Genomic DNA, 17,641 nt, shown 5'->3' on the forward strand with positions numbered 1-17,641 from the left:
CCGTAAGGGGGCGAAGCAGCGGGCCGTTGTGGCCGAAGGAGACGCGTCCGGTCATCATTGCGCCTGGCTTAAGCGCCCTATCCTCGATCTCGCCCGGACGATAGGGTATCCGCTCGTTAGCAAGCTCCGCGACGTTCGCGAAGCCCCTTACGCCATCGCTGCCCGATGCGACCCGGGCCCGTACCTCTCGCGGTTGTCCCGTCGCCGGGTCCACTAGCCAATGGAGATGACTAGGCACCTCGACGAAATGGGCCCCCTGCCGCCAGAGCCGTCTGAGGCCGGAGAAACGTCGGGCGGCTTCATGATGTCGGCMGTTCTGATGCTCAAGGATGGCGAGCTCGAGACGAAGCTGCGGTGTCAATACCGTGTTCGTACCGTCGAGCATCTGCAGCAACTCGAGCTGAATGGCGAGGTCCTTGGGACGGTCCAGTCGCGTGAGGACGTAACGCAGACGAACGGCTTGGGGATTGGTGCGCAGTAACCCATTTCCCAGCCGTTCAGCAGCCTCGATCCTGTTGGGCCGGGGGAAATCCTCCAACGTCATCCCCATTCGGTGAGGCATGTTCCGCGTTAGGGCAGAAATTGCTTGGACGATCGCTTCTCCAGGGTCCCGGGGCTCAGTATCGGGCAAGGTCCGCGTAGTGCGGATCATGAGGTCGAACGCCCGATCAGCGAGCGCGGAAAGCGCGTTGCGCCTAGCGCTGGCGGTCTCGCGAGCCATGGTGCCATAGACGATACCCAGCACTTCGAGCGCGACGCTCGCCGCGCCGTCGGGATCATTCTCCGCCCCCTCGAGCCGGTCCCTGGCATAGAGTTCGATAACGAAGGAGTTGTCCGGATCGAGGGCATAAGCCCTCCCCGTCGCGCGATGAGCTTTGATACGGAGTTCGGCGACGACGTCCGGAGCCGCGCCGCGAGCCGTCTCGACTTCGGCAAGGTCGTGATAGGCGTGAGCAAGGGAGTTGAAGAGATTGAGGTCGGTCTCGCCGCCAGGCTCAGCCTCAATGGAAAGTGCCCGTTCGATGTCTACCGCCGCCCTCGTCAGGAGCGTGGCGCGCTCCTCTATATCCACGGGGAAGAGACCCTCGTCCTTCGCGATCCTCCGACGTGAAATAGCGCTGTGATGGAGGAAGGTCCGGCTCGTCAGACGGACGGTCTCCGGCATTGCATCCAGGGCGGCGAGCGCAGCGCGCCACTCTTGAGCGAACTGTGAATAGCCCTGTCCCGGATCTATCTTGAACACGCTGGTGGCAAAGGCTTCTGCCAAGGGCCTGAGGTCAGGATGAGCGATCCGGGGGTCGACCGCGATCTGGGATAGCACCTCGAGCCTAAGACTGTCTGGGTCCTGCATGCCGCCCAGGCCCATCGCCTCGACCGTAGTCGCGTCGTGGAACAGCTCGATCAGTAGGTATCGTCCCATCTCAGCGTGGATCATCGCCCAATGGCTAATTGTGCCGTCCCGCTGCCGGGTAACGCCAAGGGCTCCAATGACCGATTGCAAGTCGCCGAGCTTGTCGCGTGTGGGAAAGTCTGACGACGGGGGCAAGAGCGTCTCCGGAAGTAGCCTCCGAACGCTGCTCATCGCCGCGATATCGACGATCGCTCGCCGGCAGGTTTCGTCTGCGACACCTTCTGTGAAGCGGGCGTAGAGCCATCCCTGCAGGGTCTCGTTCATGTCGACCTGACGCCGCAGCCAGAAGGCCAGGGCGATCCAGAACACGGACCGCCCCAGACCTGGCGCTACGAGCGACGTCTCCAGGAAGCTCTGCCACTCGTGATCCGACCGAGCCGAGCCCTTCGGTCGGAGAAACCTGTTGAGATGCCTCCCTAGAGCAAGCGCGTCACTCTGTTCGATCTCATGTGACAGGGTGCAAAGCTCGATGAGCCGCCGCTCGGAGTGAACGGCAAGTGGGAGGAGCGCGTCCGTGACCAGAAGGATGCAGACTCGCCGTCCGGCCGCGGCGATCTGAGAAGCAAACGTGCTGATGTCGCGTTCGTAACCGTCCCAGTGGGACCGGTCGAACACGATGAGCCATGGCACCTCGTAGAGCTTGGAGTCGTCCCCCAATTCGGCCTCATCAATGGCCTTGAGGCATCTCGTTATGAACCGTTCCATATGCCGCCCGTTTGGGGCGAACGGCGCACGTGATGCGACGAGCGTGGGATACCCTTCGAGCGCGGCTTGGAAGGCTAGGTCTCGGACGAAGGTGGTGGCTCCGGCGCCGGATTCGGCCCTGACGTAGAATAGCTCGTTCGCTTCCGTGCCCTTTCGGTCGAGTGCACCGAGCGCGCGCAGAACCGTCGATCGCGCATGCGGGTTGCGTTGCCACGGCATCCCGGCCGCATACGGACGCCAAGACGCGGTAGGATCCTTGAAAAAGCCGTTTACATCCTCCTCTGACAGTGCGTCAGGTGCCAAGGGTGCGAGGTCCGCCGCCGTCAATAGCTCGTAGTTCGCTAGAAGCGGGGCCTCTGGATCGTCTTGCTCCGTGAGGTCGACTTCATGCTTGTCGCCCTTTACATCCCTGATACGGACGACGAGGCGCCCCTCGTCTTGCGAGAGGAACCGTTCTGCAAGAGCTCGTGCGAAGCTCTCGGCCTTAGCTGGGATCAAATCGACCGCGGGAGCTCGGGCATCAGCTTGCCACGCCTCGAGCTTCTCCGAGGCGTCGGGGTCGTCACTGACGATCGTTAGGCGACTTCGGAAACCGTCCGCCCACAACTCCCCGAGCTCCGTCGGAAGCTCCAGGTCAGGGCCTCCGAGGACGACAAGGTTACTCACCTCTCGCCGGGGTAGCTCCGCCAGCGACTCCATGCGCCGCGCTTTGGCAGCGAAGCCTTGATCCGCGCCGATGCCGCGTCCGCGAAGAAGAAATACGGGCAAACTACGGGGCGGCAACTGGACACTGGAAGGCGCCCCTTCAACCACGTAGATCAACCCACGCCGACGGACGAGCGGCGAGTCCAAATCCCTTGGGAGGGCTTCAATATTAGATAGCAGGCCCGGATCGGCGGTGTCGTCAAGAACGAATTCCCAAGGCAATCCAGCGAGGTTGGCCGTGGCCTCAGTGCCAGCTGCCTGCAGAAAAGCCGGAAGGATCCAGAGCGTCGCATCCCGCGTGTCCAATTCGGCCAGGACGGGCAGGGTGTCGGCCGCGAAGATTCTCACACCGGAGCCGAAAGTTCCCATCAAGTATACCTCTCGTGAAACCACGTGAGCCTACGACAAGCGTGTGGCGAAATCGACCACCGAAAACAACGTGTTCGGCTCAATGTCACACATGCCGTAATCGGGCACCCGTCGTCTGACAACCGACCTTCAGCGTCTACATCCGGCTGAAACGGACATTTATGCACGGCATAGCGAAAGTCGGGTTAGTCCGCCAACCAGTCGTCGCTCCCTAGGTGATCGCTGCGCTTGGCACGAACGGCCGGTCTCCTGACTGCGCTGCAGCGAGAGTTTCTGCTGCCGTGCAGCGCTATCTCTCTTGCGAGCAGTTGCAGCGAACTCCCACCACTTCCGCACTGGGCTCGGTCCGGACCTGCGCTGCGTCCGACATGAATGTCCGCTCAGGTCAGTGGCGCGATTTAACGGACTGGGTCATTCTGTTAAACGCCACAGCGTCGTGATCGGCTAGATTGTCTGTCCTGTAGCACTAAGGCCGGAAGATGTATGCACATTCTCACGAATGTCGCCCCCAGTCCGACTGGGAGACGCTCGAAGCCCATTCACTCCGTGTCGCATCGGCCGCACAGGCCCGGGCAGATGTGTTCGGCGGCGGGGAATATGCCTGGCTGCTCGGGCTGCTTCACGATCTCGGGAAGGCAAAACCTGCGTTCCAGCGCAAGCTGAACGGAGAGCGGAACGATGCCGGCCACTCGGGCGAAGGCGCTCGCGTGTTGGCCAATGCCAAGGGGTTCTCCGGCACGCTTGCGGGCATCATCGCGGGTCATCACGGACGATTGCCCGATCCCGAAAGGCTGAAGGCGCGTGTCGAAGCTGCCGAGGATGTTCCTCTGCCTGACTGGTGCCGCATCTCGACGCTCGACCCGCCGGCGCGGCTGGGCCGGGAGCCGGACCTTGCACCCTATCGGCTGCAATTCCTCGTGCGGATGCTCTATGGGGCGCTCTGCGATGCCGATGATCGCGAGACGGCGGCCTTCTATGCCGAAGCCGAGGGACGATCCGCGCCCGAGCGTCCGACCGTATTGACGTCCGCCATGCGCGCCGCCTTCGACGTCCATATCGACGGGATGGGCGGAACGGGGACCGTGAACGACCTGCGCCGCCGGGTTCTTGTGCATGCGCGCGGTGTAGCGGTCGAAGCGCCCGGGCTGTTCACGCTGACGGTGCCGACCGGAGGTGGAAAGACGTTGACCTCGCTGGGGTTCGGGCTGGACCACGCGCTGGCGCATGGTCTGCGGCGGCTGGTCTATGTGATCCCCTATACCTCGATCATCGAGCAGACGGCGGATGTCTTCCGGCAAGTCTTGGGATCGGACGCGGTTCTGGAGCACCATTCCAATGCGGACTGGGACGGCGAGGACGAGGCCGAAAGGGAGCAGCGCCGGGTCATGGGCGCCTCGTGGGACGTGCCGGTGGTGGTGACGACGGCTGTGCAGTTCTTCGAGAGCCTCCATGCCGCGCGCAAGAAGCGGTGCCGTAAGCTGCCGAACCTAGCGCGGTCGGTCATCGTGCTGGACGAGGCGCAGACGATGCCGCTGCCGCTCCTGCGTCCCTGTCTGGCGGCCTTGCGGGAGTTGATGAACGGTTATGGCGCCAGCGTCGTGCTGTCGACCGCGACGCAGCCGGCGTTGACGAAGAGCGGCGGGTTTCCGGCCCGCGAGGCGCTGGAAGACGCGCGTGAGGTCGCGCCGGAGCCAGCGCGGCTCTTCGCGGAGCTGAAGCGGGTCGCAGTGCGGGATGCCGGCCCGATGGATGACGGGGCGCTGGCCGATCGGCTGCGCGGGGCGGAGCAGATCCTGTGCATCGTCGACAACCGGATGCAGGCCCGGGCGCTGTTCGACGCCATCGCCGAGGCTCCGGGCGCGGCGCATCTGTCGACGCTGATGGTGCCGGCCCACCGGCGGGCGGTGCTGGCGCAGGTCCGGGCGCGACTGAAGGACGAAGCACCGGTGCGGCTGGTATCGACCTCGCTGATCGAGGCGGGGGTGGACGTGGATTTCCCGTTGGTCCTGCGCGCGGCGACGGGGATCGACTCTGTCGCCCAGGCCGCGGGTAGGTGCAACCGCGAGGGGCGGCTGGAGCGAGGTCAGGTGGAGGTGTTCCAATCGGAGCACCCCGCGCCTCCGGCGGTGGAGCAATTCGCCGCGATCGGCCGGGCGGTTCTGGCCGAGGGGCACAACGATCCAATCGGAGAGGATGCGGTGGCGTCTTACTTTCGTCGATTGTGGGACGAGTACGGACCCGACGCTCTGGACGCGGTGGAGATCGGCGGCATCGGGGGCCTCTTGGAGGTGATCCGGCGGAACGGCCCGGCCTGCCCCTATGAGCAGATCGAGGCGGCTTTCCGCATCATTCCCGGCGGCGAGCGGACGGTGATCATACGGGATGGCGACTGGGGCGTGCCGTCGGACGAATTGGCGCGGCTGCGCTTAGGATCGGCGGGCGCGGTGGCGAAGCTGGTCCAGCCCCATTCGGTGAACGTGCCGTGGAAGCTGTGGAGGGCGCTGTGGAATGGCGGCCACGTCGGGTGGTGGGCACCAGACCGGTTCGACGAACAGTTCGCGGTGTTGCAGACCAGCGATGAACGGCAGGGTTTCTACGACCCGCATGCGGGGTTGAGCGGTGAGGGGGATCCAGGCGGGATCGCGTGAAGCGGGTCGGGTCCCGTTAACCTTTAGATTGTTGACGGGCAGGGTGGCATCGGCAAGGTTTTGCCCATGACAACCCTCCGCCCGACCACCGCCCCCGTATGACGTCCGGTATCAAGCTGCTCGTCCGGGGCCGGAACGCCTGTTTCACGCGACCCGAGATGAAGGTGGAGCGCGTCTCCTACGACGTCATCACGCCGTCGGCGGCGCGCGGTATCCTGGAAGCGATCCATTGGAAGCCCGCGATCGCTTGGGTCGTCGATCGCATCCATGTCCTGCGCCCGATCCGGTTCGAGACGATCCGCCGCAACGAGGTGGCCTCGAAGATCCCGGCGGGCAAGGCGCGCTCGGCGAAGAAGGCGGGCGATCTGGGCGGGCTGGCGCTGGCCGTGGACGAGGATCGCCAGCAGCGGGCGATGCTGTGCCTCGCGGATGTGGCCTATGGAATCGAGGCGCATTTCGAGATGACGCCGAAGGCAGGGCAAGGGGACAATCCGGGCAAACATGCGGATATGTTCCGGCGCCGCGCGGCGAAGGGCCAATGCTTCCACCAACCCTGCCTGGGCGTGCGGGAATTTCCGGCGGATTTCGACTTGGTCGAGGACTTTCCCGAGGCCATCGCGGAGAACCGCGACCTGGGCTGGATGCTCCACGATATCGACTACGCAAAGGATCGCGCGTCGGTCTTCTATCGCGCACGGATGGAAGGCGGCGTGATCGACGTGGCCCGGTGCTTGGCCGAAGGGCGAATGACGTGACGATCCTGCAGGAACTGGCGGCGCTTTACGAGGCGCGGGCGGAGGAGAAGGGATGGCCGAGGCCGGGTTTCTCGACCGAAAAGATCGGCGGTGTGGTCGTGCTGGCAGAGGATGGCTCGGTTCGAGAAATCCGGTCGCTGATGGCGCCGATGGCACCAGACATAAAGGGAAAGATGCAGCCGCGGGCGATGTCGGTGCCGACCTTGAGTCGAACATCCGGCATCAAGCCGGGGATCTTCTGGGATAAGACGGCTTATTCGCTTTGCGTTACCGAGACGCCGGAGGGCCCGGGGCAGGGTAAGCGGACGGCGCAAGAGCACGACGCATTCAAGGCCGCGCATCTGAAGTTGCTGGAGGAGGTTGACGACCCGGCGCTAATTGCGTTGCGCCGCTTCTGCGAGACGTGGGCGCCGGAGCGGTTTGCCGACCATCCCGACGCGGCGGCGCTGGTCGACGCGAACATGGTGTTCCGGCTTGGCGACGGAAGGTTCCTGCATGAGTTGCCGTCAGCGCAAGCGCTGCTTGCCACTACTGGCGAAGGCAGCGTGATGTGTCTCGTAACCGGAAGGCCGGGCCAGGTCAGGGAGTCTCACCCCGCGATCAAGGGGGTAATGGGAGCTCAGTCGTCCGGTGCGCGGCTCGTCTCTTTCAACAATTCTGCAGAAACCTCCCACAGCAAGGAAAAAGGCGACAACGCGCCCGTCTCGGAGACCGCCGCCTTCGCTTATGGCACGGCGCTGAACGCACTTCTGGCGAAGGGATCGGGAAACCACCTGCGGATCGGCGGGGACACGGTGGCGTTCTGGGCCGATCAGCCTGAGGTCGAATGGACCATCGATGCCATGTTCGCAGGCACCGACGACGCAGCGGTCGAGCGCGAGCTGCGAGACCGTCTGCAGGCAGTCGCCGAGGGGCGTGCACCGCAAGGCGGCTACCTCGACCCCGATGCGCGGCTCTTCGTGCTGGGATTGGCGCCGAACGCGGCGCGGCTGGCGGTGCGCTATTGGCACCCCGGCAGGCTGGGCCGTTTCGCTCGCGCCGTGACGCGGTTCTGGGCGGACATGGCCATCGCGCCATCGCCCTTCGTTAAGAGCGGCGTCGATCTCTCACCGAAGCCTCTCAAGCTACTTCGTGACGTAGCGGTGCGGCGAGAGATTGAGCACATCCCCGCCGGCCTCGGCGGCGACCTGATGCGCGCGATCCTGACGGGCGGGCGCTATCCCGTGACATGGCTCGCCGCCGTCATGGGCCGCATCCGGGTGGAGGGCGAACCGGATGCAAAGGCCGGAAAGGTCGATGGCCGGAGAGCGGCCGTGATCGCTGCCGTGTTGCGGCGGAACTACGAACAGGAGGTGCCGATGGCGTTGGATGAGGGGGCGCGGGATACCGCGTATCTGCTGGGGCGGCTCTTCGGGGCATACGTCTACGCCGAGAAGAGCTATCAGGAACGGGGCGCGGGGCTGCGGCAGAAATACATGGGGTCCGCCTCGGCCACGCCGGCGCGGGTGTTTCCCGTGCTGATGCGCGGCTACGAGCACAATCTGTCGAGCCTGCGTAAGGCCGGCGGCATGAAGGCCGGCGCAGGGGTCAAGGCCGACCGCGCCGTGGCCGCCATCATGGACGGGCTGGAGGATGAGATGCCCGCCACCTTGCCGCTGGAGGCGCAGGGACGCTTCTTCATCGGCTTCTACCACCAGATTTCGGCCTTCTACGCTAAAGCGGAGGACGCCGCCGACGCGCTGATCGACACCGAAGATGAGGGAGAGGACGCATGATGGAGCAGGCGACAATGGAGCCGGGCGACGCGAAGACGGCCGGCCTGACCAACCGCTACGATTTCGTGCTGTTCCTCGACGTCGAGAACGGCAACCCCAACGGCGACCCCGATGCCGGCAACATGCCGCGGATGGACCCCGAGACGAACCAGGGCCTGATGTCCGACGTCTCGATCAAGCGGAAGCTGCGCAACTACGTGGCCGAGGCGCATGGGAACGCCGCGCCGCACCGCATCTACTTCACCGAGCGCGCCGTGCTGAACGAGGCGCATGGAGAGGCTTGGGCGGCGACGGGGGTCGAGCCGCAGAAGCCCGGGGATTATTCCAGGCTGCCCAAGGCCGATGCCGAAGCGCGCAAGCTGACCGACTGGATGTGCGCCAACTTCTGGGACATCCGCACTTTCGGCGCGGTCATGTCAACCGGCGTGAATGCGGGCCAGGTGCGTGGGCCGGTGCAGCTGTCCTTCGCGCGGTCGGAAGAGGCGATCATGCCGATGGAAGTGTCGATCACCCGATCCTCCGTCACCAACGAGAAAGACCGCGACAAGGAACGGACGATGGGCCGCAAGGCGGTGGTGCCCTACGGCCTTTACCGCGTGCACGGCTTTATCAACGCTAAGCTGGCGCAGCGGACGGGGTTCTCCGAGGACGATCTGTCGCTGCTATGGACCGGACTGCGCGACATGCTGGACCTCGACCGCTCGGCGGCACGCGGGTTGATGGCGGCGCGCAAGCTCATCGTGTTCCGCCACGACAGCGACCTCGGCAACGCGCAGGCGCACCGGCTGTTCGACCGGGTGACCGTCGCCCGTGTTCATGGTGGCGACGTGGTGCCGGTGGCCGACGCGCGCAGCCACAACTGGCCGCCGGCGCGCGCGTTCGGGGATTACCGGATCGACGTGCACGATACCGACCTGCCGCAGGGGGTAACACTGGTCGAGCCCTGGTGAGCGAGGGCAGCCTGCCGCTCTCGGCGCTGCAGCACTGGCTGTTCTGCCCCCGGCAATGCGCCCTAATCCATGTCGAGCGGCTGTGGGAGGAAAATCGCCTGACCGCGGAGGGCCGGGTTCTGCACGAGCGCGCCGATGCGGGCGTGCCCGAGAGCCGCGATGGCATGCGCGTGCTGCGCTCGGTCCAGATCGCATCCGTGCGGCTGGGCGTTCACGGCGTTGCCGATGTCGTCGAGATGCGCGGATCGCAACCCTTTCCGGTCGAATACAAGCGCGGCCGGCCCAAGGCGCATCGCGCGGACGAGGTGCAGCTCTGCGCGCAGGCGATCTGTCTGGAGGAGATGACCGGGCAGGACGTTCCGGCGGGCGCGCTGTTCTACGGCGCGCGGCGGCGCCGGCAGGCCGTGGCCTTCGATGCCGATCTGCGCGCCCTGACCGCGCGCGTCGCGGCCGAGGCGCGGGCGGCGGCCGCCGCGGGCGAGCTGCCGGCCCCGGTCTACGATCCGGGCCGGTGCGAGAGCTGTTCGCTGAACGATCTCTGCCGCCCCCGGGCGCCGCGCGGCGGGGCGCGGGACTGGATGGCCCGGCGGCTGGCGCGCGCGGGGGTGCCGGAATGAAGCGGCTGCTCAACACGCTCTATGTCACCACCAGCGGCGCGCGGCTGCGCAAGGACGGCGAGACCATCGCCGTGGAGATCGACGGCAGGGTTGCCAAGCGCAGCCCCGCGCATCTTCTGGGACAGATCGTGCTCTTCGGCGAGACCTCGGCCTCGCCCGACGTGATGCACTTCGCCGCCGCATCGGGTATCTCGATGGCGTGGCTGGGCTGGTCCGGCAAGCTTTTGGCGCGGATCGAGGGTCCGCAATCGGGCAACGTCCTTCTGCGGCGCACGCAGCATCGCGCCACGGCCGATCCAGCGGCCGCGCTGCCCGTGGCCCGCGCCATTGTCGCGGCCAAGATCGCCAACCAGCGCACCGTTCTGCGCCGCCACTTGCGGGACTATCCCGGCAGTCCCGGCGTCGAAGCGGTCGATCTCGCCCAGAGGCGTCTGGCCGATGCGGCCCGGCTGGCGCTGGACGCGCCCGATCTCGACGTATTGCGCGGTCAGGAGGGTGAGGCGGGGCACGCCTACTGGTCGGCCTTCGGGCATCTGATCCGCGTCGATGACCGGGCCTTCACCTTCGACGGTCGCAACCGGCGCCCGCCCCGCGATGCCGTCAACGCCGTCCTGTCGTTTCTCTACGCGCTGGTGGCGCTCGACACCCGTGCGGCCTGCGAAGCGCACGGGCTCGACCCGCAGATGGGGTTTCTGCACCGCGATCGGCCAGGCCGTATGTCTCTGGCGCTCGATCTGATGGAGGAGCTCCGGGCCGCTCTGGCCGACCGCGTGGCTCTGTCGCTGATCAACCGGCGGCAGCTCTGTGCACGGGATTTCGAGAAGCAGGAGACCGGGGCCATGTTGCTGGCAGAGGGTGGACGGCGCACGGTCCTGCAGGCCTACCACGACCGAAAGCGCGTGGAGTTGCGCCATGCTTGGCTGGATGAGCGCGTGGCGCTGGGTCTGGTGGCACAGATCCAGGCCCAGCTTCTCGCGCGCGGCCTGCGGGGCGACATTGACGGTTATCCCGCATGGATATGGTAAAGTGCTGGTTCTGATCACCTACGATGTGTCGGTCGCTACCCCTGGCGGCGCTAAGCGGTTGCGCCGGGTGGCGCGCATCTGCGAGGATCACGGTCAGCGGGTCCAGTTCTCCGTTTTCGAATGCGAGGTCGATCCGGCGCGCTGGACGCGGATGCGCGCGCGCCTCCTCGAGGCTATCGATATTGAGTCTGACAGCCTGCGCTTCTACTTCCTCGGCCGCGAATGGCGCCGTCGGGTCGAACATGTTGGTGCAAAGCCGTCCGAGGATCCCGACGATCTGCTCATTGTCTGATGCGAACCCGAAGCGACCGCTGTTCCCCCCGGCGGTTCGCACCCTTTGAATTGCTGGCCAATGGGTCGACGGCCGGAGGGATTCGCCCGCCGGGGATGGAGAACCCGGAGCTTCGCAGAAAGCCGTTCTTTTCTCCTTTCCGTTCCTAAAGATAGACTGAGACTGTCGCCCCCCGCGCGGGGGCGTGGATCGAAACGTGTGCCACCGCAGGACCGCACCGGCACGGAAGGTCGCCCCCCGCGCGGGGGCGTGGATCGAAACTCGGAACAATCCCCTGTCGGACCTCGCGCTCGAGTCGCCCCCCGCGCGGGGGCGTGGATCGAAACCACGGCGGCACCCACGCCATTGGCGGCCCGATCAGGTCGCCCCCCGCGCGGGGGCGTGGATCGAAACCATTTCCCGACGACGGCGGTGTGGCGGTAAATCGTCGCCCCCCGCGCGGGGGCGTGGATCGAAACCACGGCGGCGCCCACGCCGTTCGCGGCCCGATTGGTCGCCCCCCGCGCGGGGGCGTGGATCGAAACTTCGATCGACGGGCCAGACCTGCCGAGACCAGAAGTCGCCCCCCGCGCGGGGGCGTGGATCGAAACTTGAGACGCCTCAATCGAACCCCGTGGCGGCCGCGTCGCCCCCCGCGCGGGGGCGTGGATCGAAACTCTCATGCCAAGCTTATAGATCAGGGCGCTCCGGGTCGCCCCCCGCGCGGGGGCGTGGATCGAAACGTCTCAAAGCCCGAGGACTTTTCAGCAGCGCCCTGTCGCCCCCCGCGCGGGGGCGTGGATCGAAACTTCTTGCGCTCGGTCAGGCCGTCGCGGGCCTCGTGTCGCCCCCCGCGCGGGGGCGTGGATCGAAACCACCCGTGGGCAGCTTGCCCATATCGATGGCGTGGTCGCCCCCCGCGCGGGGGCGTGGATCGAAACGCGTCGGGAACCTGAGCGGTGACCGTACCCACGTGTCGCCCCCCGCGCGGGGGCGTGGATCGAAACATCTGTCGGTCCTTTCGTTGCTGCCGCGAAAGCTGTCGCCCCCCGCGCGGGGGCGTGGATCGAAACATCCTGCCCGGAGGCACCGTGGCCGGCTACCGCATCGTCGCCCCCCGCGCGGGGGCGTGGATCGAAACGTCGTCGCCGATCTCGGAGAGAAACGGTTGCTCGGGGTCGCCCCCCGCGCGGGGGCGTGGATCGAAACCTCGGCTATCTGTGCGGCGGTCACGTCCCAGCCCCGCGTCGCCCCCCGCGCGGGGGCGTGGATCGAAGCGCATTCTATCGGCCGGTGGTAGAGCGCTACCGTCGTTGCCGCCTATGAGAAAAATTAACACTATTGCCAATTCTGTTCACAGCGCCGCCCGTCGCCGCCGGCCAGTGCTCTTGAAATATTAGACCCCGATGGGGACAGGGGCGCGGTTCCGCTTTCCTGCTGAACAGTTTTCGCGCATTCTGTCCATATAAGCGAAATGAACGCTCATGGCATCGCGGGCAACCGGTTGAACCTCACCGCTGAGGAGCGCGCAGCTTTTTAGCCGGAGCAAGCCCATAAATTATCAACGGCTCAGTCCCCCGGGCGTCTGACATCGGACGCAGTTGATGCGTTCGCGTCGGGCAAGGGCGCAGTCTCGCCCGGGCGCAGGATATTAACGCAGTCGAGCCTGAGTTCTTCGGGCATCTCCTCGGCGAGGTTCTCACAGGCCCCGGCATCCGGATGCCCGCGGACGACTGACAGGAACTCCATGGGAGAGTATCCGCAGGCCGGCACGTCGTTGATGGTCTCACCGGAGAAGAGTGTGGACAGCTCGCGCGTATCGGCAAGCGTCAGACAGGCATCGCGTACTTCGACAAAGGTCATCCCGGCAATCGCGGCCAGACCGACGAAGGGCAACGCCTCGATCGCGACGGCGGACATGTTCGCCGAGATCATCCGCGTCGTCCGTCGTGCGAGCCGGGTGCCAATTTCGTCCACCTGTTCCGCTCTGCCCTCAAGATCGGAAAGACGGCCCTTCAGAAGCGCCCGGGCGGCCGTCAACTCTGCGATGTCTTCACCGAGATTCGCAAGTTCCTGTCGAGCCCGTCTCAATTCGCCGTCAAGGTCCGCCTTGGCGCGTGCAAGTCGACCGGCGCGCTGTTTCAATGCCGCGTTGTCGGCCTCGAGCTCCGCGACTTCGGCTCGCGACTTCTGCAGGATACCGTCAAGGCGCTCGGCTTCAGTTTCGATCCGCCTGGTCTTCGTTTCGAGCTGCCCCGTCTTCTTCTCGAGCCTTTCGACCTGCGCGAGGCGCGTTTCTAAAGCGTCGCGACTGTCGCGGTGCGTACGGGGGGGGCCGACATCGGCGACCATGTCGACGGCGCTCCATAGGCCCCGCTTCGCGACATCGTAAACCGCGTCCGCGGTCAGCAACACGACGTTACTGGCAAGAAACAGTGCCGCGAGAAGGGCCCAGAACGAGAGCCGCCCGAGAAATCGGGCGAGGAACCGAAACAGTCCCGGCATGCCGCGTCAGCCCCCCTCGATGCAGATTTCATGAAACCGACGACGCAGAACCGGATCTTGCCCGAGCACTTCGTTACCGGATTTCAGAAGGTCCGACGCCGTGCGTCCTTCTGCATCCTCCACGCAGGGTTCATCGGCATCGTCCAGAAGAAGCTCGATCGTTTCGCGCGTTGAGGCGAACCGGGCCGCGAGATGCAACGGGGTCTGGCTTTCGGCGTTCGTCTCGTCTGCATCAAGGCCTGACTCCAGTAGGAACCGGATGACCTCCGGGGACCGATCCCAAGCTGTCGCGACGTGTAATGCACCGTTGTTCCGCTCTCCCTTCCTGGAGAGATCGGCCCCACCGGCTGCTAGTGCGGTCAAGGTCCGCAGATCCTCGGCATGACGGCTGGCGATCAAGGCAGCGGACCAGCCAGTGTCATTCGGCGGGCGACGCATTTCCGGATTGGCCCCGCCAGCAAGAAGGGCGGAGACGACATCGGCGCCGCCAAGACGGGCCGCGGCAAGATGCAATGGCGTATAACCCAGATCCCATGCCGTCGGATTCCAGCGACTCTCCACCCCGTATTCCGGGTTTGGCTCGGCGCCCCAATAGAGGAGCCAGCGTACTTGATCCGGATCGTCCGACATTGCAGCCAGATGAAGTGCAGTGCGGCCATCATTGGTCACCCGCTCCCGCAGATCGCCCCATTCGTCACCCGCGACGCGCCGTATGGCATCGAGTACCGGCAGGCCGGCGCCACTGGAGATGGCGAGATGCAGGACCGTCGACAAGTCGCCATCACGTCCCGCTAGAAAGGTCCAGCCGTCCCGCCCCTCGAGGCAAGCGATCAGGGTGTCCGCTTCGTTCTGGCCGAAGAACTCAGCGTTCACGGTGCAGGCCGCAGCCTCGTATGCCATCGTGCTAGCGGCAAAAAAGAGAACGCCGACGCTCAGCTTCGCGCCGCCAGATTTCAAAGCAAACATCTTCGGACACTTTCCTAATCCAAGATCCGTCGCGAACGGCTTTCGCATCAAACACCTTGTCACGATTGTCAATTTTGCGTGCAGTTCCTGTGGTTCAGGCACGTCGGACCGTGTTCGGGCTGACCTCGAACAATCGAGAAATTTCCGCAATACGTCGTCCTTCCTCATCGCGCAGACGGCGAACTTCCTCGCGCTGTTGTTTGGAAAGAGCAGGTGGTCTGCCACCGATCCGTCCCACCTTGCGGGCGGCCGCCAGTCCTTCGCGGGTGCGCTCGGAGATCCGCTCGCGCTCGAACTGCGCGATGGACGCGAACACGTGAAAGACGAGGCGGCCGGCTGAAGTCGTCGTATCGATGTCCTCAGCTAGGGATCGGAACCCCGCACCCTTGGCCCGGATCGCCGCGACGATGGCGAGAAGATCCTGGAGTGAGCGTGAAAGTCGGTCGTATTTCGTGACAGTGACGATGTCGCCAGGCCGAAGCTGGTCGATCAGCTTGTCAAGCTCAAGTCGGGTTCGCTTCGAGCCGGAGACCTTCTCAGAGAACACCTTCTCGACGCCGGCCGCGGCCAGAGCTTCGAGCTGAGCCTCAAGGTTCTGCCCTTCGGTCGATACCCGCGCGTAGCCCAGGATCATCCTGATGCCCTCCATAACCCTCCCAAAACTCCTGTACTTTGGAACGGGGTTTCTGGATTGGTCAAGCTATTGGTGCGGCGCAAGCTATCGACAACGTTCCAAAACGACCGATATCGGTGAAAAACTCCTTCAACCTTCGACCGGGCCAGCAAGACGCGAACAGCGTTCTTCCATCGCCGTTGCGTGGACACGAAATTGGCAGTTCAGATCGACTAAGGGGAACAAAATTCTCAGGTGACGCGTCGCCGGACCAAGCGGGCGACTTTTTCACCGATATCGACCGTTCTGGGCCCGCCGTGTCACTTAGCAACGAGTGATTACGCCCGATCATCTCCTTGGTTATAAAAGTCGTTGGAGCGAATCGAGGGGCAAGCCATGATTTCTGAAGGCATAATCCTGACAGTCGTCAGCATCATCGTCGGCCTAGGAGTTACGGTATACTTTTCAGAGATCGGAACGTTTCGACCACGCGGCGACCCACGCTTCAAGCATATCATCGGCCAATTCAATTTGTGGAATTATTCTAGGGAATTCAAGGGAACTCTCGTGTGCGCCGAGACAATAATCTTTAGGCGATTCTTGAAGACGCCGGGTGTTCGATTGGTATATCATTCTCGTGATGAAGAATGGGTTCTAGAAGGGAGTGTTTTTGTAAGCGGCGACCGCTTCTATATGTTACTGGATTACAAGAATATATCTGCAGACGACCCAACCCTTATAGTGTTTGAGCCTCCCCAGGCTGTTTGGATAAATATTGGGTTCATGGCTGGCTATGAGATTCCGCAGAGACCATGTGCGGGAGTAGCCCTCCTTTGCCATAAGTCGGTAACGGAGAAGGACGTGATATCGATTCTTGGTAGCGAACAGGATGACGACGTCGTTGTTCGGTTAGATTATTCGATCTTCGCAGGGCAACGTCATGCTTTGCGCGAATTGAGGCGGTCAGAGAGCGCAAGTTCTAGCAGGACGGCCATGTAAAATCGATTGAGCGTAGTCAGTGTTTTGAGGGTGACCGGGGGTTCGGAGCAAGCCGCTTTACGGCGTTCTGGAACTCGGATGGATTCTTGATCCTGCGCACTCGTGCCCACGCCTCTCCGTCATGATGAACCGCGACATCACCATAGCCGAAGATACGGCCAACAAGAGACCGCTCTACGTCGATGGCGATGGTGGTATCAAGCGGTAGGTGTCTGACTCGCTGCGAGAAGATACCCTTCTTGTGCACGATGTAGCAGTCAGTCACGGCCATGACATCGAAGCGGCCCATGAACCGCTTAAATACGAGGAACCCGGCTCCCCCAAGCAAGATCAGCGTGCAGGTTAAGAGGACGAGGATAACATCTCGCGTGCTTCCCGTCGCCGGTCCCAGAACGAAGATCGAGATCGCGACAGCGATGACCATGGCAGCATAGACCGACCACAGACGTATCCAATGCGGCTCAGCTGTGCATATGATGCCTTCGAAGTCGTCATCAGATGGCAGGGTCATGGTCCTCCGTGCGTACGGCGCAACGCCGCCTTCTGGCAAGGGGTTCTGTCCAAGTCGAAAGTCACCGTTTTTGGACTTCTAGGCCGCGAGTCTCACTCGCTCTATACGTGTAATCCTTGGACGGCAGTATTGCTAGGCGCGCCTCGACTATCCGTAGGTTCTTCGGCAGAAGACGGCTTTAGGTGGATCAGGAAAGTGCATTCCGTGAAAAAAGTTCATGTTTTTTGGGACAACTCGAATATCTTCGTAGGTGCGCAAGCGGCATTCAGATCGCTTGGCAAGCCGTTTCCGTATGCAGCGAGGATCGACTTCCACAACCTTTACCGACTAGCTGTGGTAGGGCGGCCTGTCGGAGGAGCCTTTTGTGTCGGGAGTGTTCCCCCCGAGCTCGCAGCTGTTTGGAAGCGCCTTGAGAAGGCTACCGGGATCGTGCCCGAACTCTTCGAGCGTGGGGCAGAAACGAACCGAGAGCAGGCTGTCGACCAAGCACTTCAAGTCCATATGCTTCGAGCAATGACTGATACGGACGAGCCAGGCACAGCGATATTAATGACCGGCGATGGAGCGGGTTATCTCAACGGTGTGGGCTTTCACGCTGATCTGGAGCGTATGCACAAAAAAGGTTGGGGCATCGAAGTTTTGTCTTGGGAAGTATGCTGCAACAGTCGCATGCAGGAATGGGCAGAGACCGTAGGAGTCTTCGTCAAGCTGGAGGACTACATGGATCAGATTGTCTTTGAGCAGAGCGTTACCAATGTCCCGAAAATAAACCTGAAAGGCCGACCTACCGTTTGAAGTAGACGAGATCGATCTTCG

The 17,641-nt window shown here is 63.8% G+C and carries 13 protein-coding genes and 1 CRISPR repeat array; of the genes, 8 read left to right on the plus strand and 5 right to left on the minus strand.

Annotated features, from left to right (window positions below; genetic code table 11):
- Positions 1 to 3,190 (minus strand): hypothetical protein (locus tag KW83_RS18110; RefSeq protein WP_051928649.1); only part of this gene is annotated, 3,190 nt, incomplete at its 3' end.
- A 479-nt stretch (positions 3,191 to 3,669) separates the two neighbouring features.
- Here KW83_RS18110 and KW83_RS18115 point away from each other — a divergent pair.
- From KW83_RS18115 to cas2, 7 genes are all read left to right on the plus strand, one after another.
- Positions 3,670 to 5,838, plus strand: coding sequence for a CRISPR-associated endonuclease Cas3'' (locus KW83_RS18115; protein WP_036181884.1), 2,169 nt, complete (start codon positions 3,670 to 3,672; stop codon positions 5,836 to 5,838).
- 98 nt (positions 5,839 to 5,936) lie between these two features.
- Positions 5,937 to 6,593, plus strand: a complete 657-nt coding sequence (cas5c, locus tag KW83_RS18120; protein WP_036181886.1) for a type I-C CRISPR-associated protein Cas5c — start codon at positions 5,937 to 5,939, stop codon at positions 6,591 to 6,593.
- On the plus strand, positions 6,590 to 8,368 hold the full coding sequence (gene cas8c, locus KW83_RS18125) for a type I-C CRISPR-associated protein Cas8c/Csd1 (RefSeq protein WP_036181888.1): 1,779 nt from the start codon (positions 6,590 to 6,592) through the stop codon (positions 8,366 to 8,368). Before cas5c ends, cas8c begins: the two co-directional genes overlap by 4 nt.
- Positions 8,365 to 9,318 (plus strand): type I-C CRISPR-associated protein Cas7/Csd2, encoded by a 954-nt coding sequence (cas7c, locus tag KW83_RS18130; RefSeq protein ID WP_081904701.1) that lies wholly within the window; start codon positions 8,365 to 8,367, stop codon positions 9,316 to 9,318. Before cas8c ends, cas7c begins: the two co-directional genes overlap by 4 nt.
- Positions 9,315 to 9,935, plus strand: coding sequence for a CRISPR-associated protein Cas4 (gene cas4 / locus KW83_RS18135; RefSeq protein WP_235191466.1), 621 nt, complete (start codon positions 9,315 to 9,317; stop codon positions 9,933 to 9,935). The genes cas7c and cas4 overlap by 4 nt, the downstream gene beginning before the upstream one ends.
- The gene (cas1c, locus tag KW83_RS18140) at positions 9,932 to 10,960 is read left to right on the plus strand and encodes a type I-C CRISPR-associated endonuclease Cas1c (protein ID WP_036181890.1); all 1,029 of its coding nucleotides are present in this window, start codon (positions 9,932 to 9,934) and stop codon (positions 10,958 to 10,960) included. Before cas4 ends, cas1c begins: the two co-directional genes overlap by 4 nt.
- 1 nt (position 10,961) lies before the next feature.
- On the plus strand, positions 10,962 to 11,252 hold the full coding sequence (gene cas2, locus KW83_RS18145) for a CRISPR-associated endonuclease Cas2 (protein WP_036181892.1): 291 nt from the start codon (positions 10,962 to 10,964) through the stop codon (positions 11,250 to 11,252).
- Positions 11,253 to 11,416: 164 nt separating this feature from the next.
- Positions 11,417 to 12,509: direct repeats of the CRISPR family, unit length 32 nt; unit sequence GTCGCCCCCCGCGCGGGGGCGTGGATCGAAAC.
- A gap of 291 nt (positions 12,510 to 12,800) precedes the next feature.
- On the opposite strand, the gene KW83_RS18150 is transcribed toward cas2, so the two are convergent.
- The 4 genes from KW83_RS18150 to KW83_RS18165 form a co-directional block, all read right to left on the minus strand.
- On the minus strand, positions 12,801 to 13,736 hold the full coding sequence (locus KW83_RS18150) for a hypothetical protein (protein ID WP_036181894.1): 936 nt from the start codon (positions 13,734 to 13,736) through the stop codon (positions 12,801 to 12,803).
- A gap of 6 nt (positions 13,737 to 13,742) precedes the next feature.
- Positions 13,743 to 14,702, minus strand: coding sequence for an ankyrin repeat domain-containing protein (locus KW83_RS19420; RefSeq protein WP_051928650.1), 960 nt, complete (start codon positions 14,700 to 14,702; stop codon positions 13,743 to 13,745).
- Positions 14,703 to 14,796: 94 nt separating this feature from the next.
- A complete protein-coding gene (locus KW83_RS18160; RefSeq protein ID WP_036181938.1) occupies positions 14,797 to 15,336 on the minus strand; it encodes a recombinase family protein in 540 nt (179 codons plus the stop codon).
- 994 nt (positions 15,337 to 16,330) lie between these two features.
- Complete coding sequence (locus KW83_RS18165) at positions 16,331 to 16,825, minus strand: PH domain-containing protein (protein WP_036181896.1); 495 nt, start codon at positions 16,823 to 16,825, stop codon at positions 16,331 to 16,333.
- Positions 16,826 to 17,029: 204 nt separating this feature from the next.
- Here KW83_RS18165 and KW83_RS20240 point away from each other — a divergent pair, with 204 nt between their 5' ends.
- Complete coding sequence (locus tag KW83_RS20240) at positions 17,030 to 17,620, plus strand: NYN domain-containing protein (protein ID WP_161785532.1); 591 nt, start codon at positions 17,030 to 17,032, stop codon at positions 17,618 to 17,620.
- Positions 17,621 to 17,641 lie beyond the last annotated feature (21 nt).

The organism is Palleronia rufa, assembly GCF_000743715.1.
In the GTDB taxonomy this organism is placed as follows: domain Bacteria; phylum Pseudomonadota; class Alphaproteobacteria; order Rhodobacterales; family Rhodobacteraceae; genus Palleronia; species Palleronia rufa.